The organism is Streptomyces sp. NPDC059010, from assembly GCF_042740355.1.
In the GTDB taxonomy this organism is placed as follows: Bacteria; Actinomycetota; Actinomycetes; order Streptomycetales; family Streptomycetaceae; genus Streptomyces.
Genome location: NZ_JBHYJA010000006.1, coordinates 274,121 through 293,926 on the forward strand (window position 1 = coordinate 274,121; position 19,806 = coordinate 293,926).

General features: G+C 69.6%; 19 protein-coding genes and 1 pseudogene. 1 reads left to right on the top strand and 19 read right to left on the bottom strand.

Annotation, left to right across the window (positions count from 1 at the left end; genetic code table 11):
• Window positions 1-20: 20 nt before the first annotated feature.
• From ACFWYS_RS08695 to ACFWYS_RS08705, 3 genes are read right to left on the bottom strand one after another with little or no spacing between them, the layout of a single operon-like run.
• Window positions 21-800, bottom strand: coding sequence for an ABC transporter permease (locus ACFWYS_RS08695; RefSeq protein WP_384765059.1), 780 nt, complete (start codon window positions 798-800; stop codon window positions 21-23).
• Window positions 797-1,570, bottom strand: a complete 774-nt coding sequence (locus ACFWYS_RS08700; protein WP_384765061.1) for an ABC transporter permease — start codon at window positions 1,568-1,570, stop codon at window positions 797-799. Before ACFWYS_RS08700 ends, ACFWYS_RS08695 begins: the two co-directional genes overlap by 4 nt.
• Window positions 1,567-2,535: an ABC transporter substrate-binding protein gene (locus ACFWYS_RS08705; RefSeq protein WP_384765063.1), complete on the bottom strand. Its 969-nt coding sequence runs from the start codon at window positions 2,533-2,535 to the stop codon at window positions 1,567-1,569. Before ACFWYS_RS08705 ends, ACFWYS_RS08700 begins: the two co-directional genes overlap by 4 nt.
• 166 nt (window positions 2,536-2,701) lie before the next feature.
• Here ACFWYS_RS08705 and ACFWYS_RS08710 point away from each other — a divergent pair, with 166 nt between their 5' ends.
• Window positions 2,702-3,553, top strand: a complete 852-nt coding sequence (locus tag ACFWYS_RS08710; RefSeq protein ID WP_384765065.1) for an IclR family transcriptional regulator C-terminal domain-containing protein — start codon at window positions 2,702-2,704, stop codon at window positions 3,551-3,553.
• Here ACFWYS_RS08710 and ACFWYS_RS08715 read toward each other — a convergent pair.
• The 16 genes and pseudogenes from ACFWYS_RS08715 to ACFWYS_RS08790 all read right to left on the bottom strand — a co-directional run.
• Window positions 3,468-4,406, bottom strand: a complete 939-nt coding sequence (locus tag ACFWYS_RS08715) for a PDR/VanB family oxidoreductase (protein ID WP_384765067.1) — start codon at window positions 4,404-4,406, stop codon at window positions 3,468-3,470. The genes ACFWYS_RS08710 and ACFWYS_RS08715 overlap by 86 nt on opposite strands.
• Window positions 4,403-4,621 (bottom strand): hypothetical protein, encoded by a 219-nt coding sequence (locus ACFWYS_RS08720; RefSeq protein WP_384765069.1) that lies wholly within the window; start codon window positions 4,619-4,621, stop codon window positions 4,403-4,405. The genes ACFWYS_RS08715 and ACFWYS_RS08720 overlap by 4 nt, the downstream gene beginning before the upstream one ends.
• Window positions 4,618-5,685 (bottom strand): Rieske 2Fe-2S domain-containing protein, encoded by a 1,068-nt coding sequence (locus ACFWYS_RS08725; protein ID WP_384765071.1) that lies wholly within the window; start codon window positions 5,683-5,685, stop codon window positions 4,618-4,620. The genes ACFWYS_RS08720 and ACFWYS_RS08725 overlap by 4 nt, the downstream gene beginning before the upstream one ends.
• Window positions 5,686-5,813: 128 nt before the next feature.
• The gene (locus tag ACFWYS_RS08730) at window positions 5,814-6,197 is read right to left on the bottom strand and encodes a VOC family protein (RefSeq protein WP_384765073.1); all 384 of its coding nucleotides are present in this window, start codon (window positions 6,195-6,197) and stop codon (window positions 5,814-5,816) included.
• Window positions 6,166-7,290, bottom strand: coding sequence for a Rieske 2Fe-2S domain-containing protein (locus ACFWYS_RS08735; RefSeq protein ID WP_384765075.1), 1,125 nt, complete (start codon window positions 7,288-7,290; stop codon window positions 6,166-6,168). The genes ACFWYS_RS08730 and ACFWYS_RS08735 overlap by 32 nt, the downstream gene beginning before the upstream one ends.
• 3 nt (window positions 7,291-7,293) lie before the next feature.
• Entirely contained in the window at window positions 7,294-8,277 is a 984-nt protein-coding gene (locus ACFWYS_RS08740) for a hypothetical protein (RefSeq protein WP_384765077.1), read from the bottom strand.
• 270 nt (window positions 8,278-8,547) lie between these two features.
• The gene (locus ACFWYS_RS08745; protein ID WP_384765079.1) at window positions 8,548-9,546 is read right to left on the bottom strand and encodes a sugar phosphate isomerase/epimerase family protein; all 999 of its coding nucleotides are present in this window, start codon (window positions 9,544-9,546) and stop codon (window positions 8,548-8,550) included.
• A gap of 26 nt (window positions 9,547-9,572) precedes the next feature.
• Window positions 9,573-10,769: a Gfo/Idh/MocA family protein gene (locus tag ACFWYS_RS08750; RefSeq protein ID WP_384765081.1), complete on the bottom strand. Its 1,197-nt coding sequence runs from the start codon at window positions 10,767-10,769 to the stop codon at window positions 9,573-9,575.
• A 63-nt stretch (window positions 10,770-10,832) separates the two neighbouring features.
• Window positions 10,833-12,287, bottom strand: a complete 1,455-nt coding sequence (locus tag ACFWYS_RS08755; protein ID WP_384765083.1) for a sugar porter family MFS transporter — start codon at window positions 12,285-12,287, stop codon at window positions 10,833-10,835.
• A gap of 44 nt (window positions 12,288-12,331) precedes the next feature.
• A complete protein-coding gene (locus ACFWYS_RS08760; protein WP_384765085.1) occupies window positions 12,332-13,828 on the bottom strand; it encodes a CoA-acylating methylmalonate-semialdehyde dehydrogenase in 1,497 nt (498 codons plus the stop codon).
• A gap of 12 nt (window positions 13,829-13,840) precedes the next feature.
• Entirely contained in the window at window positions 13,841-15,724 is a 1,884-nt protein-coding gene (iolD, locus tag ACFWYS_RS08765; protein ID WP_384765087.1) for a 3D-(3,5/4)-trihydroxycyclohexane-1,2-dione acylhydrolase (decyclizing), read from the bottom strand.
• Complete coding sequence (gene iolB / locus ACFWYS_RS08770) at window positions 15,724-16,620, bottom strand: 5-deoxy-glucuronate isomerase (protein WP_384765089.1); 897 nt, start codon at window positions 16,618-16,620, stop codon at window positions 15,724-15,726. Before iolB ends, iolD begins: the two co-directional genes overlap by 1 nt.
• A complete protein-coding gene (locus ACFWYS_RS08775; RefSeq protein ID WP_384765090.1) occupies window positions 16,617-17,489 on the bottom strand; it encodes an aldolase in 873 nt (290 codons plus the stop codon). The genes iolB and ACFWYS_RS08775 overlap by 4 nt, the downstream gene beginning before the upstream one ends.
• A 4-nt stretch (window positions 17,490-17,493) precedes the next feature.
• Window positions 17,494-18,462, bottom strand: a complete 969-nt coding sequence (iolC, locus tag ACFWYS_RS08780) for a 5-dehydro-2-deoxygluconokinase (RefSeq protein WP_384765092.1) — start codon at window positions 18,460-18,462, stop codon at window positions 17,494-17,496.
• 101 nt (window positions 18,463-18,563) lie between these two features.
• A complete protein-coding gene (locus ACFWYS_RS08785) occupies window positions 18,564-19,415 on the bottom strand; it encodes a sugar phosphate isomerase/epimerase family protein (RefSeq protein WP_384765094.1) in 852 nt (283 codons plus the stop codon).
• A 46-nt stretch (window positions 19,416-19,461) separates the two neighbouring features.
• Window positions 19,462-19,806: pseudogene (locus tag ACFWYS_RS08790) on the bottom strand (sugar ABC transporter ATP-binding protein); the annotation flags it as partial.

The following is a 19,806-nucleotide window of genomic DNA, read 5'->3' on the forward strand; positions in this document are numbered from 1 at the left end:
GACCCGCCCCTTCTCGCGTTTCACGGCGACCGCCGCGTCGAGGCACGCACACCGTGGTACCAGCCGAGCACCCGCCGCTCGACCAGCTGGAAGACGACCGACAGCACGAAGCCGAGCAGACCGAGCACGAGGATGCCGGTCCACATGTCCGGGATCGCGAAACCGCGCTGGAACTGGACGATGGTGAAGCCGAGCCCGTTGCTGGCGGCGAACATCTCGCTGATCACCATCAGGATGATGCCGATGGACAGCGCCTGACGCAGACCCGCGAAGATCTGCGGGCTCGCCGAGCGCAGCACCAGGTGCCTCAGACGCGTCACGCCCGTGATGCCGTACGACCGTGCCGTCTCCGCCATCACCGGGTCCACCGCCCGCACGCCCTCGACCGTGTTGAGCAGGATCGGCCATACGCAGCCACTGGCGATCACCGTGACCTTCATCGTGTCGCCGATGCCCGCGAACAGCATGATGACCGGCACCAGCACCGGAGGCGGCACCGCCCGCAGAAACTCCAGTACCGGCTCGCACACCGCCCGCACCCGCCGGTAGGAGCCGACGACGGTGCCGAGCGCCACGCCGACGACGGCTGCGAGTGAGTACCCGCCCGCCAGTCGCAGGACGCTCGGCAGCACATCCTCCCGCAGCCGCTCCGCAGTCCATACCTCCGGGAAGGCCTCCAGGATCGTCCGCAGTGGGGGCCAGTACACGTCCGTGCTGCCCGCCGAAGCCACCCACCAGACCGTGACCAGCACCGCGGGCAGCGCGACCACGAAGACCAGCCGCAGCAGCACACGCCTCACACCGCCACCTCCCCGCGCACCGACTGATGCCAGGCCAGCGCATGCCGCTCCACCGTGCGCGCCCCCACGTTGATCAGCAGCCCCAGCAGCCCCGTCACCACGATCAGCGCATACATCTCGGGCACGGCCTGCGAGGCCTGCGCCACCCCGATGCGCTTGCCCAACCCCGGGGCGCCGATGATGAGTTCGGCGGTGATGGCGAGGATCAGCGCGACCGCCGCTGCCAGCCGCACTCCGGTCATCACATACGGCAGCGCGGTCGGCCACAGCACATGCCGGATCCGCGCCCAGGTGCCGAGGCCGTACGCCCGCGCCGTCTCGTCGGCGACGGGGTCGACGTCCTGGACGCCGTACAGGACTTGGATCAGTACCTGCCAGAAGGAGGCGTAGACGACCAGCAGGAGGACCGAGCGCAGTTCGCTGCCGTAGAGCAGGACCGCCAGCGGGATGAGGGCGACGGACGGGATCGGGCGGAGGAACTCGATCGTGGAGGCCGTCGCCTCGCGCAGATGGGGGACGACCGAGACGATCACGCCCACCACGATGCCGGCGCAGGACGCGATGGCCACGCCCAGGGCCCAGCCGGTGAGGGTGTCGCCGAGTGCGGTCCAGAACGCGGAGTCGGCGACCTCGTCCGCGAGCGCCTCGGCGATACGGCTGGTCGGCGGGAAGTACGCCTCCTTGACCAGGCCGAGCCGCGGCACCGCCTCGCCCAGGGCGAGGAAGGCCACGAGTCCGGCGGCGCCGAGAGCGACGTTCGTGCCCCTCACGGCAGCAGCGCGTCCAGGTCGGGCGTCTTCTTGAAGAGGCCGTCCTCCTCGCCGAGCTTCATCAGGGCCTCGATGGAGGGGCGGTTCGCCTCGGTCGGCCACTTCGGCAGGATCACCTGGTCCAGCACCGACGCCGGGATCTTGGTGTACGTCGTGACGATCTGCCGGGCCTCGTCCGGGTGGGCCTCGGCGTAGGTGAGGGACTCGGCGGTGGCCTCCTGGAACTTCTTGACCACGTCCGGGTTCTGCTGCGCGTACCGCGTCGAGGTGAAGTACATCGCTACCGTGAGCTTCGGGGCGATGTCGATCAGCGGCGAGGCGATCTCCCGGCCGCCCTGGCTCCGGATCGTGGCGGTCGCCGGCTCCACCACGCAGGCGGCGTCGATCTGGCCGCTGTCGAGAGCGGCGGGCATCTGGTCGAAGGCCATCTCGACGAGCGTCACCTTGTCCGGGTCGCCGCCCGCCGTGCGCACCGTCTGCCGGACCGCCGTCTCGTTGATGTTCTTCAGGGTGTTGATGGCGACCTTCTTGCCCTCCAGCTGCTTCGCCGACTTGACGGGGCTGTCCTTCTTGACCATCAGACCGTTGAAGTCCTTGCCCCGCACACCGGTCGACGCGATGCCGTTGGCGACGGCCTTCACCGGAACGCCGTTGGACTGAGCCACCATCAGGGACGTCACATTGCTGAACCCGAACTGGAACTGACCACTCGTCACACCCGGGACGATCGCCGCACCGCCCTGCGCGGTGGTGAACTCCAGCTTCAGGCCCCGCTTTTCGAAGAACCCCTTCTTCTGGCCGAGGTACAGCGGCGCGACATCGACGATCGGAATGAGCCCGACCTTGACGGTGGTGACCCCGCCGGACGACGCGCCCGCCTCCGTCGAACCGCTGTCGGACGAACCGCAGGCCGTCGTGACCAGCAGCAGGGCGCCGGTGGTGAGACCGGCGGACAGACGACGCATGGCTCCTCCTGTACAGACAACGTGCAACGGTGTTCCGACAGGTTGTGCGCAACGCGCACAGTAGTGCGCGGGGTTGCTCAGCGGGAAGGTAGAAGCCTCAACCGCATCCGGTCAATGGGGTCACCAAGGTTCGCCGACAACATTGTTGACACTTCTGGAGGTGGCGATGTCCGCCGAAGCCCGCGCACCGCACTTCGTGAGGTCCTTCGAGCGTGGCCTCGCCGTCATCCGCTGCTTCGACGCCGAGCATCCCGCCCGCACCCTCAGCGAGGTCGCCCAGACCTGCGACCTGACGCGTGCCGCCGCCCGCCGACTACTGCTGACCCTCGCCGACCTCGGCTACGTCCACCAGGACGGCCGCCTCTTCCGCCTCACCCCGCGCGTGCTGGAACTCGGCTACTCCTACCTCGCCGGCTACACGCTGCCCCAGATCGCCGAACCGCATCTGGAGCAACTCGTCGCGCGGGTACGGGAGTCGTCGTCGCTGTGCGTCCTCGACGGCGACGACATCGTGTATGTCGCCCGGGTGGCGACCCGCCGCATCATGACGGCGTCCATCACGGTGGGGACGCGCTTCCCGGCGTATGTCACGTCGGTGGGCCGGGTGATCCTCGCGCACGGCCCGGCGGAGCAGGTCGAAGTCCTCCTCGGCCGCGTCGAGTTGAAGCCCCTGACCGCGTGCACGATCACCTCGCGGGACGCCCTGCGGGCGGAGCTGCGCCGCGTCCGCCGGCAGGGTTACGCCGTCGTCGACCAGGAGCTGGAGGAGGGGCTGATGTCGGTCGCCGCCCCGGTGCGGGACCGGGACGGCGAGGTGGTCGCGGCGGTCAACATCGCCGTGCACGCGGGCCGTAACACCGTGGCCTCGGTGCGACGGGACCTGCTGCCGCACCTGCGCTCTACGGTCGCCGCGATCGAGGCCGACCTGCGCATCACAGATCCAGGACCAGCCGCTTCCCCCGGCACCGCGACACGCAGATCATCATCGTCTCGCCGCTCTCCAGCTCCTCCGGCGTGAGGACGGAGTCCCGGTGCTCCGGTGTGCCGTCCAGGACGTCGGTCTCGCAGGTCCCGCAGGTGCCCTCGGTGCAGGAGAAGAGCACCTCGACGCCGGCCGACCGGACCGTGTCCAGCACGGACACACCCGGCGCGACGGTGAGCGTCAGCCCGCTCTGCGCCAGCTCGACCTCGAACTCGCCGTCCGCACCGACGGGTTGCTCCTTCGCCTGGAACCGCTCGACGTGCAGCACCCCGGCCGGGCACCGCTCCTCCACCGCGTCGAGCAGCGGACCGGGACCGCAGCAGTAGACGAGCGTGCCGTCGGGAACGCCGTCGAGCACGGAGGCGAGGTCCAGCAGCCCGACCTCCTCCTGCGGGGCGACGGTGACACGGTCGCCGTAACGGCCCAACTCCTCGGTGAACGCCATGGACCGACGCGCCCGCCCGCCGTACAGCAACGTCCACTCCGCGCCCGACGCATCGGCCGCGGCCAGCATCGGCAGGATCGGGGTGATGCCGATGCCGCCCGCGATGAACCGGTAGCGGGGCGCGGGCCGCAGGGCGAAGTGATTGCGCGGGCCGCGCACCCGGACCTTGTCGCCCTGCCCCAACTGCTCGTGCACATGGGCGGATCCGCCCCGCCCGTCCGGCTCCCGGAGTACCGCGATCCGCCAGGCCGTACGGTCGGCCGGATCGCCGCACAGCGAGTACTGCCGCTCCAGGTCCGGCCCGAGCACGACGTCGATGTGGGCGCCGGGTTCCCAGGCGGGGAGCTGCTCGCCGAGCGGGTGGCGCAGTGTGAGGGCGAGGACGCCGTCGGCGGCCAACTCCCGCGTCTCGACGACGAGTTCGGCCTCGTACACGGCGCTCATGAGCTGCTTCCTTGAGGCTGATGTCCCTGGGGCTGGTGTCCTTCGGGCTGGTGCCCCTTGGGGTCGTGTCCCTGGGGGTGGGCGAGCATCCACTCCCACATCTCCACCGGGTCCTGCGCGGTGTGCTCGCGGCCGCAGTGACAGGTGCCGTGCAGGACGTCGGTGCCCGGCAGCCAGTCGATGCGGTAGATCTCGCCGGTCGGACTGGTGCTCACAGGGCCTTCTCCAGGGGCTTGTCGCCCTCCTCGACCAGCCGGGCGAGGATACGGCGGGCGGCCAGGCCACCGGTGTCGATGTTGATGCTCAGCTCCTGGTAGCCGTGGCGCTCGGTGCCGAGGGTCTTCTGCAGCAGGTTGAGGGCGGTGACGTCCTGCATGACGACCGTGTGGTTGTTCTTCCGCAGGAACTCGGTGACCTCGTCGTCGTCCGTCGCCCAGTCCCGCGAGACCGCCCAGAAGTCGTACACCTTGCCGTCGCCGGACGGCGTGATGGCGTACGTGACCTCGGTGTGGAAGCCGCCCGGGTCGCTGCCGTCGGGCTCGGGCACCACGCCGACCGGGGCGACGCGGCTGTGCAGCAGATACAGGCACGGGGCGTGGTACTCGATGTCCTGCCAGCGGGTGATCCGGCCCTCGATGCCGGTCGACCTGGCGTAGAACGGCGGGCATTCGGCGTCGTCCATGTGCCGGCTGACCCGGACGATGCCGGCGCCCTCGTCGACCTCGGTGGTGATGGGCGTCTCGGCGACCTCGGGGGTGCCGATGTAGCCGCCGTGCAGATAGGTCTCGTGGGAGAGGTCGAGGAGGTTGTCCACCAGGAGGCCGTAGTCGCAGTCGATGGGCTCCATACCGCGCACGGTGACCCAGCCGGGGGAGTCCAGGTGCCTGGCCCGCGGGATGCTCTGCGGGTCGGCGAGCGCCGGGTCGCCGACCCACACCCAGATCAGGGAGTCCTGCTCGACGACCGGGTACGAGGCGACGCGCGCCGTACGCGGGACGCGTTTCTGCCCCGGCACGTACACACACGTACCGGTCGTGTCGTACGTGAACCCGTGGTACCCGCACACGATCCGGTCGCCGTCGAGCCGGGTCGGGGCCTCGGACAGCGGGTAGCGGCGGTGCACACAGCGGTCGTGCAGCACGACCGGCGTCCCCTCCTCCGTGCGGTAGAGGACGAGCGTCTCCCCGAGGATGGTCCGGCCGAGCAACTCGCGCCCGACCTCATGGCTGTAGGCGGCGACGTACCACTGGTTCCTGGCGAAGGCGGTCGTGTGAGGCATGGCGTTCCCGTCCCTGAGAGCGGGGCGCTGTCGCCCCGCGTGCCGTGGTTGGGATCAGCGTCCTGACGCCTGCGGCCATGACGCAAGACGCCTTCTGCCAGGCGGAAGACCTTCCGGAAAACGGCAGGTCAGAGAGCCGCTCCGGCACGATCGGACTCGCTGCGCAGGACACAGAACTCATTGCCCTCGGGATCGGCGAGGACGGCCCAGCCCCCGCCGTCGGGCTCCCGGCGGTCGGCGACCAGGGTGGCTCCGAGCTTCAGCAGCCGCTCGATCTCCTCCTCGCGCGAGGTCGTCGGGCGCAGGCACAAATGGATCCGGTTCTTGACCGTCTTCGGTTCCGGCACCTGGTTGAAGTACAGCGCCGGGCCCTCCGGGAGCATCACCTGCGTCTCCCGGTCGCCGGGTCTGCCCTGCGGATCCAACGGACCACCGGTCACGCCACTCCAGAACCGCGCCAGTTCATAGGCATCGGCGCAGTCAATCGCCACGTTCTGCACTACGGAGATCATGGAGTGGATCCTGCCTGAGGGCCACCGGGTGCGTCGAGGGCGGGTAGAACTGCGCCGCCCAATGTCGATATCGGGTGATGGGGCCGTCCCCCTCGGCCAGACGGGGCCGGGGGAGGTATTCCTTGGTGTTCCACACGGGCACGTCGCCGTTTCGCTCGGAGAACAGGAACACCCGGTTGTGGTACCACAAGACGAACTGGGACATCACGTAGGTGCCGGCGGTCGCCAGCATGCGGCCCAAAGGCGCCGGGAGGAGCCCGGGGCCGGGGACTCGTGCCTCGATTCCACTGCGCAGCTGGATTCGCCACGGGGCGACCGGGGTCGCCATGAACCAGATGCGCACGGTGAAGCCCGCCGGCATGCTGATGTGGACCTCCGTTCCGCCCAGACCGTGCAGCGTGAATTCATAGGTGGTGGGCATCGGCTTCTTCCAGCCGGGGGGACACACCTCCATTTCGAGCGTGACATGGCCCCTGACCCCGTCCTCCGTGAAGGACTTGGGCACCCGCGCGCTGGAGACGCGAGGCGCGTGCAGATTCGTGAGGTGGCCGAAGTCCACGATGTTCTCCAGCACTTCCTGGGGGTGGCCCGCACAGGCGGTGGTGTCGCGTGCCACCGGAGAGAAATCTCCGGCATGGACGGCTTGCGGCTCCCAGCTCGGTGGATCACCGGCGTGGTGGTGCCACACCATGATCAGGCCGTTCTCCTCCCGGACCGGCAGCAGGGAAAGGGAAGCCTTCGGCGGGCGGGTTCCATAGCCCGTCCGCGTACAGACGCCATCCGGCCCGAACCCGAAACCGTGGAAGGAACAGACGATCTCTTCTCCCTCCACTCTTCCGCCCCCGCCGAGATGCGCTCCCAGATGAGGGCAGTAGGGGCGGCTCGCGCGCAGCACGCCGCCGCACGTTCGGTACAGCACCACGTCCTGGCCCGCCAGTTGCCGGGTTGCCACCCTGCCCGGAGCAAGCTCGCCGGAGAATCCGACGCAGAACCAGCCGTTCGGGACGGGGAGTGGGGGCATTTCGTCGACGTAGCGTGGGGAAACGCCCTCCGTGGGCGCGAAGGCTGAGGAATGACCCTGGGGCTTGAGCACTGGTTACCTCCTGTAGCGTCCCGAGGCGCGGTAGTAGGCGGGAAGTCCGGCAATCCAGTCGTGCATGGAATCGACCATGGTCAGGGTGGCCTGCCAAGCGCCCATGGGCAGTACGGGCAGTGGCCGGGCCTGTAGTGCGCAGTGCAGGTCCTGTTCCGCGATCTGGAAGTCCTCCACGGCCTTCCGGATGCGCAACGCGGCCTCGTGGAGGGCTCGTTCGAGGGTGATGCCGCGTTCATGCGCGAGGACGATGACGAGATTTCCGGTCTCGCCATGTGCCAGTTCCTTGCGCAGTGTGTGGACGTCGTTGATGAAGTCGGCGGCGTCGATCGAAGCGGTGACGAGTCGCGTAAATGAATCGGTCTGCCGGATGGCAGAGGGAATCTCGCATCGCAGGACGACTTCCGTCAGGTTGTAGAGCAACGGCATATAGCCGGTGATCCGACGCTGCTCCACATACTGTGCGACTCCGGGGAGACCCTGGCATTTGACGTGTTGTTCCTCGACCAGACCGTCCAGCAACTGAGCGACTGTCTCGGTATGCCTTGTGCGCCAGGCCGGGGAGCCGAGCGTGCGGGTGCGCTGGTGCAGGTCGGTGAAGGCGGCGGTCAGCGGGTGGCGTCCGAGGGGAGGCCGGCCGGCCAGCACGGCCCGAATGCCTTTGACCGCCTCGGCGAACGAGGCACGGCTGCGCTCCGACTCCGCAGTGTCGTCCAGCACCCCCATCCAGGCGAGCCAGCAGCCCATGCGGGACAGACGTGCCCTCGATGCCCTGGGGGTGGCCACCGCCGCACAGAGTCCCCACGCATGAGCAGCCATCTGGTCGGCCTCCCGCGCAGTGGCAGCCAGGCCGGTTGTGCGGGCCCAGCGAAGCACGGCGCGCTCGGCGGCCGCCCAGTGCGGACTTCGCCGCTCCGGAAACGGCAACGCGAGATCGGGGACGAGTAGCTGAGTGTCGTCGGGGTTGTCCTGCAGCGCCTGAGGCATGAAACAGCCTTCTCCGCAGAGGGGGTGGATCTGCAATTCGCTCTTTCATGTACACCCCGGCACGACGTCCTGTGACAGGGCGCAGGCAAGCCCGGCCGAGGCTCGTTGCCGCGGCGCGCGGCCCGGCAGAGCACTTTCCGCGGACCGGGGGCGCGCGTGCCCGGGCGCGCGTCGAGCGCACACGCGGACGCCGTGGCGCACGAATGGCCGACCGGAGACCGACAGGGCCCCGTCCCCGAGAGCCGGGAACGGGGCCGCGTCAAGGACGGGTCAGAGTGCCGTCGCCGCGGTGTGCAGGTTCTTGGCGGCCAGGGCGAGGCCCTCGGTCTGGGAGTAGGCGGCGTCCTCGTGCTCGATGTTCACGGCCATGTCCGGGTCGACCTCGGCGAGGGCGCGCAGGAACTCGGTCCAGAACGGGACGTCGTTGCCGAGGCCGACGGCGACGAACTTCCACGCCGGGTTCTCGGGCCAGGAGTTGCACCAGAAGCCGTAGCCGGTCGGGACCTTGCCGTCCGCGTCGGCCGGAACTCGGGTGAACGACGTGTCCAGTACGCCGCGGATGTCGGCGCCGGGGCACAGCGTCGCGTCCTTCGCGGCGGCGTGGAACACCAGCGGGCCCAGCCACTTGATGGAGGCGATGACGTCCATGCCCTGCCACATCAGGTGGGACGGGTCCATCTCCGCGCCGACGTTGGTCAGACCGCCCTCGTCGACCAGCCGCTTCAAGGTCACCGGCGAGAACACCAGGTTGTGCGGGTGCATCTCGATGGCGACCCGGACGTCGTTCTCCCGGGCGAGGGCGTCGATCTCCTTCCAGAACTCGACGGCCACGCCCCACTGGTAGTCCAGGACGTCCATGTAGACGCCGTCCCAGGGGTTCACGACCCAGGAGGGGTACTTGGCGTCCGGGTCGGAGCCCGGGGTGCCGGACATGGTGACCACGTGCCTGACGCCCAGCAGGCCGGCGAGGCGGATCGTGCGGCGCAGGTCGTCGGCGTGCTTCGGACCCACCCCGGGAAGCGGGTTGAGCGGGTTGCCGTTGCAGTTGAGGCCGGTCAGTTCCATGCCGCGGTCGGCGAAGACCGCCAGGTACTCCTCGCGGGCCGTGGCCGAGGACAGCAGCAGGTCGACCGGGCAGTGCGGGGAGGGGATGAAGCCGCCGGTGTTGACCTCGACCGAGGTCAGGCCGTTCTCCTTGAGGATGTCGAGGGCCTCGGTGAGGGTGCGGTCGTGCAGACAGGCGGTGTAGGCGCCGAGCTTGAGTGCCATGAGTCGTATTCCTTCTGTGCGGGGGGTCAGGCGACGGGCGGGACCGCGACGGCGGCGCCGTCGTTGCGGGAGGACTCGACGACGGCCTGGATGATCTCCATCGTGCGCAGCGCGTCGGCGAACGTGGCGCAGGCCGGCAGCGGCTCGGCCACGCCCGCGACCTGGTCGAGGAACGCCCGCGCCTGGTAGGTGAAGTTGTCGCCGTTGCTGGCGCCCACACCGGGCGCCTCCATCGGGACACCGCCCGCGAAGTACGGCATCTGCGGACCGGCGATGATCTGCCGGGCGCCTCGCGTACGGGCCTCGGGCTGTGCGTCGTCGAAGAGGTACTCGGCGGGCCGGTGCTGGTCGAACGCGGCCCGGCCGTCCACGCCCAGCACGTCGAAGAAGAGCCCGTTGGGCAGACCGAAACCGGTGCGCGACACCGAGAACGTGCCGACCAGGCCCGACTCGAAGCGAGCGGTGAAGGTCGCGGTGTCCTCGTTCTCGACCTCGCCGAACTCGTCCGAGACGGGCGCCGCGTTGTGCCCGACGACCGCGCCCAGCGGCAGCGGACGCTTGGTGATCTGCGTCGACAGCGACGCGCCGGATACGGAGGCGATGGGCCCGGCGACGTACTCGGCGACGTCGATGACGTGCGAGCCGATGTCGCCCAGCGCGCCCGAACCGGGCCCGCCCTTGAACCGCCAGCTCAGCGGGCCGTTCGCGTCGGTCGCGTAGTCGCACCAGTAGCGCCCGCTGAACAGCGTCAGATCACCCAGCTCACCGCCGCGCACATGGTCACGGATCGCGGCGATGCCGGGGGCCCGGCGGAAGGTGTAGCCGACGGACGTCACAACCTCGGCCGTGCGCTCCAGCTCGGCCATCGCACGGGCGTCCGCCATCGACCCGGCCAGCGGCTTCTCGCACAGCACATGCTTGCCCGCCGCGACCAGCGCCTCCGCGATCGGCCGGTGCAGCGCATTGCCGACGACGATGCTGACGGCGTCGATCGTCGGGTCTTCGACCACGGCCTCCCAGCTCGGAAGCGCCTTCTCGAACCCGTACCGACGCGCCGCGTCCTCACCGAGCGCGATGTTGGCGTCGGCGATCGCGGCCAGCCGGACCGGCGGCAGGCCGGCCCCGAAGACCGTGTTGACGTTGCGGTATCCGGCGGCGTGGCTGCGGCCGGCCATGCCGGCTCCGATCACCGCGACGGACAGGGGTTTGGCGGAGGTGGTCATGGCGGTGCCTTTCGAAAATCCTGGAAGGAGAACTGGGAGGAGAAGGGGGAGGGGAGATGGGGATCAGGCGGCGAACTGGCGCCGGAAGTGGGACTCGATGGCCTCCATCGAGCGGCCCTTGGTCTCGGGGATGGTGCGGAGATAGAAGAAGAACGTCGCCACATTGACCGCGGCGAAGATCAGGAACGTGGTCCCGCCGACCGCGTCGATCAGCGGCGGAAACACCAGCGTGACCACGAAGTTGGCCATCCAGGTGCCGAACACGGCCGTGCCCATCGCGAAGCCGCGCAGCCGCAGCGGGAAGATCTCCGAGAGCATCAGCCAGAACACGGTCGCGATACAGCCCTGCATGAACAGCAGGAAGGTCAGCATGGACGCGAGCACCAGATAGCTGCGCACCGACGACTGAGGCAGGAGCAGGAAACACAGCGCGATCAGCACCAGCGACACGGTGACGCCGACCTGCCCGGTCAGCAGCATCGGACGCCGCCCGAACCGGCCCAGCAGCCACATGCCGGTCGACACCGCGATCACCGCGACGACGCCGTTGGCGATGGTGGCCGTCAGGGCCGCCTGCGTGCCGAGCCCGGTGTCCAGCAGGATCGTCGGCGCGAAGTACATGATCGAATTGACGCCGGTCAGCTGCGACAGCACGGCCAGCCCCAGCCCGACGGTCACGATGCGCCGTATCCACGGAGTACGCAGATCCTGCCAGCCGGCCTGCGGCCGGTCCGCGTCGGCCGCGACCCGGCTCCTGATCTCGGCGAACTCCGCGTCCACGACCCGCGCGTCACGGATCCGCGCCAGCGTGCTCGCCGCCTCGTCGAACCGCCCGCGAGAGGCCAGCCATCGTGGTGACTCCGGCACGAAGAACATCCCGATCCACAGCGCCACGGCCGGCACCGCGGCGATCGCGAGCATCCAGCGCCATACGCCGCCCTCGCCCAGGGTCCTGGCGATGACCGCGTTGGAGGTGTACGCCAGCAACTGCCCGGTCACGATCATCAGTTCGTTCTGTGTCACCAGACGGCCACGGTGCTCGGCGGGGGCCAGCTCGGCGATGAACACGGGCACCGTCGCGGACGCACCGCCCACGGCCAGCCCGAGCAGCACCCGGAACAGCACCATCACTTCGAGCCCGGGCGCGAGCGCGGTACCCAGCGCACCGACGAAGAACAGCACGGCGAGCCCGAGGATCGTCCGCCTGCGCCCGTGCCGGTCGGCGAGCCGCCCGCCGTACAGCGCCCCGAAGGCCGCGCCGAGCACCAGCGACGAGGCGACGATCCCCTCGGTCAGCGGGGTGAGCCCGAGCCCGCCCTTCTCGGCGGAGAGGGACATGAAGGGCAACGCGCCGGATATGACGCCGGTGTCGTAGCCGAAGAGGAGTCCGCCGAAGGTGGCGATGACGGTGATGAGCCGTAGCCTCCGGTAGACCTCCGGAGAAGCGCTGTCCTTGGCGGTACTGCTTGCTGTACCGCTTGGTGTGAGGGCCTGGTGCGCGTCGTCCCTGACGGCCATGGCCACCTCCTACCGGTCGATGTGTGGGGGCGCGGGGGGATGCCTCAGCTGGAGGTGGGGAAGTTGAAGCCGGCGGTGACCTGCTGCTCGGTCTGGGGCCAGCGGGTGGTGACGACCTTCGGCCGGGTGTAGAAGCGGATGCCTTCGGGGCCGTGGACGGGGGAGTCGCCGATGAGGGAGTCCTTCCAGCCGCCGAAGGAGTAGTACGACATCGGGACCGGGACGGGGACGTTGACGCCGATCATGCCGACGTCGACCTTCCGCTGGAAGCGGCGGGCGGCCTCGCCGGAGGCGGTGAACAGGGCGGTGCCGTTGCCGTAGGGGTTGGCGTTGATCAGGTCGATGGCCTGGTCGAGGGAGTCGGCGCGGACGATCGCGAGGACCGGGCCGAAGAGCTCCTCCTTGTAGGCGTCCATCTCGGCGGTGACGTGGTCGAGCAGGGACGGGCCGGTGAAGAAGCCCTCCTCGTGTCCCTCGACCTTCAGCCCACGGCCGTCCACCACGACGGTGGCGCCCTGCGCGGCGGCACCGCCGACCGCGTTCTCCACGCGCTCCTGGGCGGCCTTGGTGACCAGCGGGCCCATGTCGGTGCCGGGCCGGTCCCCGGGGCCGACCTTGACCTCGCGGGCCTTGCGCGTGAGGACCTCGACCAGCCCGTCGGCCGCCTCGCCCACGGCGACGGCCACGGAGACGGCCATGCAGCGTTCGCCCGCGGAGCCGTAGGCGCCGGCGGTGATGTGGTTGGCGGCGAATTCGAGGTCGGCGTCGGGCAGGACGACGGCGTGGTTCTTGGCGCCGCCGAGGGCCTGGACGCGCTTGCCGTGGGCGGTGGCCTGCTCGTGGACGTACTTGGCGATGGGGGTGGAGCCGACGAAGGAGACGGCCTTGATGCCGGGGTGGGTGAGGATCGCGTCGACGGCGGGCTTGCCGCCGTGGACGACGTTGAAGACGCCGTCGGGCAGACCGGCCTTCTGATACAGCTCGGCGACGAAGTTCGCGGCGGAGGGGTCGCGCTCACTCGGCTTCAGGATGAAGGTGTTGCCGGTGGCGATGGCGATCGGGTGCATCCACAGCGGCACCATGGCCGGGAAGTTGAACGGGGTGATGCCCGCGACCACGCCGAGCGGCTGGCGGAAGTTGTGCACGTCCACGCCGCGCGAGACCTGGTCGGAGAAGGCGCCCTTGAGCACGTCGCCCAGTCCGCAGGCGAACTCCACGACCTCGCGGCCGCGGGTGATCTCGCCGCGGGCGTCGTCCACGGTCTTGCCGTGCTCGGCGGAGATGATCCGGCCGAGCTCCTCCTCGTGCTCGACGAGGAGCTGGCGGAAGTTGAACATGACCTGGGTGCGTTGGGTGAGGGAGGACTCGGACCAGGTCTCGAACGCTGCGGAGGCGGCGGCGACCGCGGTGTCCACGTCGGAGGCGCCGCCCAGGACGAGCTGGGCCTGCTCGGCACCGGTGGCCGGGTTGAACACCGGCTGCGTGTCGGCGGCGGAGCCCGGAGTGGGACCGCCGTTGATCCAGTGCTGGATGGTCTTCACGGGAACGCGTCCTTACAGGTAGTGGCGCTGGGCCTGCTTGTGGGCGGCGTAGGTCTCGTACGCGGCTCGGGTGGATTCCAGGGCGGAGGCCTGGCTGACGGGGACGTCCCACCAGCCGTGGCCGGGCGGGTTGGGCCCGTGGAGGTCGGTCTCGACGTGGACGACGGTGGTGCGGGTGGCGGCCTTGGCCTTCTCCATCGCCGAGCGGAACTCCTCCACACTCGTGGCGTGCAGGACGTCGGCGCCGAGCGAGGAGGCGTTGGCGGCGAGGTCGACGGGGAGGACGTCGCCGTCGAGCTGGCCCGAACCCCCGTCGCGGAAGCGGTACTTGGTGCCGAAGCGCTGCGATCCGAGGGACTCCGACAGCGCGCCGATGGAGGCGAAGCCGTGGTTCTGGACCAGGACGATGATGACCTTCAGGCCCTCGGAGACCATGGTCACGATCTCCTGAGCCATCATCAGATACGAGCCGTCGCCCACGAGTACGACGACCTCACGCGACGGGTCGGCCATCTTTGCGCCGACGCCGGCGGCGACCTCGTAGCCCATGCAGGAGTAGGCGTACTCGACGTGGTAGGCCTTCGGGTCCCGCGCCCGCCATAGTTGCTGGAGGTCGCCGGGCATGGATCCGGCGGCGTTGATGACCACGTCACGGTCGGCGAGGACGTCGTTGAGCGCGCCGAGGATCTGGGTCTGGGCGGGCAGGTCGCCGGTGTTGCGGTCCGGCGCGAAGCACTCCTCCTCGATCTCCCTTGTACGAGCGATGAGTTGGCGGGCGCGCGCCCGGTACTTCGGCTCGACCTCCCACTCCGACAGGACCCCGGCGAGTGACTGGAGGCCGAGGCGGGCGTCGGCCACCAGCGGCTCCGCCGAGTGCTTGACGGCGTCCAGACGGGCCACGTTGAGGTTGACGAACGTGACGTCCGGATTGCCGAAGACGGTGTGGCTGGCAGTCGTGAAGTCGGAGTACCGGGTGCCGATGCCCAGGACGACATCGGCCTGACGAGCCAGCTCATTCGCCGCGTACGAGCCCGTCGAACCGATGCCGCCGACCGCGTACGGGTGGTCCCACGGCACCGCGCCCTTGCCGGCGTGGGTGTCGGCGACCGGGATGCCGGTGGCCTCGGTGAACGCGCGCAGGGCGGTCTCGGCACCGGAGTAGACGACGCCGCCACCGGCCACGATCAGCGGCTTCTTGGCGTTCCGCAGCAGCGCGGCGGCCCGTTCGACGGCGGCGTGCTCCGGCACCGGGCGGCCCACATGCCACACCCGGCGCCGGAAGAAGTCGGTCGGCCAGTCGTAGGCCTCGGCCTGCACGTCCTGCGGCAGCGCGAGGGTGACGGCCCCGGTCTCCACCGGGTCGGTGAGTACCCGCATCGCGGCGAGCGCGGCGGGGATGAGCTGCTCCGGGCGCTGGATGCGGTCGAAGTACTTCGATACGGCGCGGAAGGCGTCGTTGACCGTGACGTCCCCGCCCCGGGTGTCCTCCAGCTGCTGGAGCACGGGGTCGGCGGCGCGGGTGGCGAACATGTCGGACGGCAGCAGCAGCACCGGCAGCCGGTTGGTCGTGGCCAGCGCCGCACCCGTGATCATGTTGGTGGAGCCGGGCCCGGTCGACGCGGTGCAGGCGAAGGTGGCGAGCCGGTCGCGCATCTTGGCGTACGCCACCGAGGCGTGGACCATGCCCTGCTCGTTGCGGGCGAGGTAGTACGGCAGATCGGCCTCGCGGGTGACGGCGGCCTGGAGCAGGGCTTGTCCGATGCCGGCGACGTTGCCGTGGCCGAAGATGCCCCACATGCCGGGGATGAGGCGCTGCTCCTGGCCGTCGCGCTCGCTGTACTGGTTGGCGAGGAAGCGGACCAGCGCCTGGGAGGTGGTCAGCCTGATCGATTCCATCACTCGTTCTCCTCGGCCGCGAACGGCAGCCGGTCGTCGATGTCCTGGGCGTCCCAGGTGCCGCGGACCCAGCCGTGGGCGGGGTCGTCGCAGATCAGCCAGGCGCGGTCCTGGCCGGGGCCGGCCATGACGTTGAGGTAGTAGAGGTCGTAGCCGGGGGCGGCGATCGACGGGCCATGCCAGCCGTGCGGAATGAGGACGGTGTCGCCGGAGCGGACTTCGGCGAGCACGTCGATCGGCCGCTCGGGGGTGCCGTAGACGCGCTGGTATCCGAAGCCGTGTCCGTCGCCGGAGACCTCGAAGTAGTAGATCTCCTCCAGCTCCGACTCGACCGGATTGCCCGCGTCGTCCGTCCGCGCCTCGTCGTGCTTGTGCGGCGGATACGACGACCAGTTGCCGCCCGGCGTGAGGACCTCGCACACCAGCAGCTGGTCGGCGTCGAAAGTGCCGGGCAGGCAGTAGTTGTTGACCTGCCGGGAGCACGCCCCCGCTCCGCGCAGCTCGACGGGGACGTCCTCCTTGCGCCCGTACCGAGCTGGTTGACCTCCCTGCTCGGTACGGGCGGAGGGCAGCGCGAACCTCCCACCGGATGCGCTGCTGATCAGGGCCTCCGACTGGCGGGGGAGGTAGGCGAAGTCGGTGGGCGAGGCGAACACGCCTGTCCGGCCGGCGAGTTCGAAGGCCGTGCCGTCCGTGGTGACGGTGCAGGAGCCCGTCAGCGGCAGGACCAGGAGCTCGGAATCCCCGGTGGACAGGGCGTGTGCCTCACCGGGCCGCAGGGTCAGGATCCTGAGCCCGGAGTATCCCCAGCCCGCCGACTCCGGCGTGACCAGGACGTCGTAGTCGCTGTCTGCCGAACTTCCGGCGGGCAGGTGGTACTTGGAGGTGTCGGTCACAGCAGGCTCACCGCCCGGTCCACGACACCGGCGACATCGCCGCTCGCGGGGTAGAGCAGGGAACGGCCGACGACCAGGCCCTGCGCGGTGGGCTGCTTGAGCGCCTTGCCCCAGGAGGCGAACGCGGCCTCGGCGTCCTTGACCTCGCCGCCGAGCAGCAGCGCGGGCAGTGTGGACGAGGCGAGAACGCGCTCCATCTCGTCCACGACCGGCAGCTTCAGCCAGGTGTAGGCGGTACGGCGGCCCAGCCCCGAGGCGATCGTGATCGACTTGATGACCGCGTCCGTCGACAGGTCGTTGCGGATCCTGCCGTCCTGCCAGACGGACAGGAACGGCTCCACCATCGCGATCAGCTGACGGTCATTCAGCTCATCGACCGCACGGGCCGTGTTCTCCAGGACAGAGGGCGTCGCGGGATCTCCGAGTGCGATGCGGGTGAGCATCTTGCCGCCGTCGAAGCCCATCGTCGCGATGGCCTCGGCGTCGTAGCCGGTGAACCGGTCGTCGATCTCGAAGACGCTGCCCGCGAGCCCGCCGCGGTTCATGGAGCCGAAGACGCTCTTGCCGTCCAGGACGCCGAGCAGCAGCAGGTCTTCCAGGATGTCGGCGGTGCCCAGCACGCCGGTCACACCCGGGCGTTCCAGCGCGATGCACAGCCGGTCGAGGAGCTCGAAGCGGTCGGCCATGGCGTTGGGGTCGCCGCCGACTCCGTTGGCGCCGCGCGCGGGATGGTCGGCGGCGATGATCATCGCCTTGCCGTGCTCGCCGAGCAGCGAAGTGGCCTTCACACGGCGGGCTGCGGCGGCCGCGATGGCGCCGGGATCATTGACCCGGGCGTCCACGATCCGGCTCACATGGGTGGAGGGCACGTCGTCACGCCTTTCGATCAGTCGGGCTGGGGTTCGCCTCGCGGAGCTTGTCCTCCACCTCGGCCTCGGTCGGCATCGCGTCGGAGCAGGACAGCCGGCCGGCGACGATGGCCCCGGCGGCGTTGGCGAAGGCGACCGTGCGGCGGGTGTCCCAGCCGGACAGCAGCCCGTGGCACAGGGCCCCGCCGAACGCGTCCCCGGCACCGAGGCCGTTGACCACGTCCACCGGTACTGGCGGGATCTCGGCGGCGGTGCCGTCGCGGTCCATGGCCAGCACGCCCCTCGGGCCCTGCTTCACCACGGCCAGTTCCACCCCGGCGGCGAGCAGCGCCTTGGCCGCGGCGTACGGTTCACGCTCCCCGGTGGCGACCTCGCACTCGTCGAGGTTCCCGACGGCCACCGTCGTATGGCGCAACGCCTCGGCGTAGTGCGACCGTGCCTCGGCCGGATCGGCCCAGAACATCGGCCGCCAGTCGAGGTCGAACACCGTCGTCCCGGCCTTGGCCCGGTACGCGAGCGCGGCGAGGGTGGCCGAGCGGCTCGGCTCCTCGCTCAGCCCGGTTCCCGTGAACCAGAAGACCGCCGCGTCCCGCACCGCGCTCAGGTCAAGCTCATCCACCTGAATGTCCAGGTCGGGAGCCTTGGGCAGCCGGTAGAAGTACAGCGGGAAGTCGTCCGGAGGGAAGATCTCGCAGAACGTCACCGGCGTCGGCGCGATGTCCGACGTACCGACGAAGCGGGGGTCGACCCCGTACCCGTCCAGCGCGGTCCGGACGAAGTCCCCGAACGGGTCCCGCCCCGTCTTGGTGATCACGGCGGCGGAGTGTCCGTACCGGGCGGCAGCGACGGCGGCATTCGTCGGGCTGCCGCCCAGGTACTTGCCGAACGAGGTGACCTCGGCCAGCCCGATGCCGGTCTGGAGCGGATACACATCCACTCCCACACGGCCGATGGTCAGCACTTCGAACGGCATCAGACTGGTTCCCCTTCGTGACTTAAAGCGCTTTAAAAGCTCGTCAGTACGATGCCTTGCGCTCAAATGTCATGTCAATAGGTTGTCCGGATTGCTCAGGATTACTTGGACAGATGCTCGGCGATCTTCTCGCGCATGAACAGCGAAGACTCCCTGGCCCGTTCCTCCCAGGCGAAGACGCAGGCGGTCAGGGTCCCGTCGAAGCCGTTGGCCCGCAGCTCGCGGAAGAGCTCGTCGAAGTCGACCTCACCCTGGCCGATGTCCAGGTGCTGGTGGATCCGGGCCGGCGTGCCGGGCGGGTTGAGGATGTACCGGTTGCCGGACGACGCGGTGTGGTCGAGGGCGTCCGCGAGGTGGACGTGGGTGAGCAGGTCGCCGGCGTACTTGATGATGCCGGGGGCGTCGTTGCCGATGTGGAAGGTGTGCGGCGCGCAGTAGAGGAAGCTGACGCTCGGGTGGTTGATGCCCCGGATCAGGTTGATCGCGTCGTAGCCGTTCTCGATGAAGTCGTCCGGGTGCGGCTCCAGGGTGAGCGTGATGCCCTCCCGCTCGAAGAGGGGGAGCAACTCGTCCATCGAGCGCCAGAACTGGGCCTCGCTGCGGTCCGGGTCCTCGGGGCGGCCGTTGAACTCGGAGATCATGCTGTCCACGCCGAGGTCCGCACAGATCTGGATGGACCGCTTCCAGTAGCGTACGGCGGCCTGGCGGGCGTCCTCGTCCGGGCCGGACCAGCGGAACAGCGGCAGCAGCGAGGAGATGCCGACACCGGCCGAGTCCAGGGCCTTGCGGAACTTCCGTACGGTGGCGTCGTCGACGCGCGGGTGCCGGAAGAAGGGGATGAAGTCCTCCCGGGGGGAGAGCTCGATCCACTCGTAGCCCAACTCGGCCACCACGGCCGGGAGTTCGAGCAACGGCACGTTGCGGATCATGTACGGGTCGAGGGCGATCTTCATGGGGAATGCCTTCGGTCGGTAGGAAAGGGTGGATCGTCAGCTGCAGTCAGGCCGGGTCGTCGGACGCGGCAGCAGCGGGTGCGGTCGCTACGGGTGCGGTCAGGTCCTCCTCTTCCGGAAGCTCCTCGACGTCCACCCCGCGCACCTGGCTCAACTCGTGCTTGAGCGCGGCCAGTTCGGCACCGCCGGCCATGTGGTTGGTCAGTTCCTCAAGCGTGATCCGGCTGCGCTCGGCGCTCAGTTCCAGCGTTCCGAGACGTAGGACGCTGAAGTGGTCGCCGACCATGTAGGCGTGATGGGGGTTGTGGGTGATGAAGATGACGCCGAGGCCCTTCTCGCGGGCGGCGGCGATGTACTTCAGCACCACGCCGGACTGCTTGACGCCGAGGGC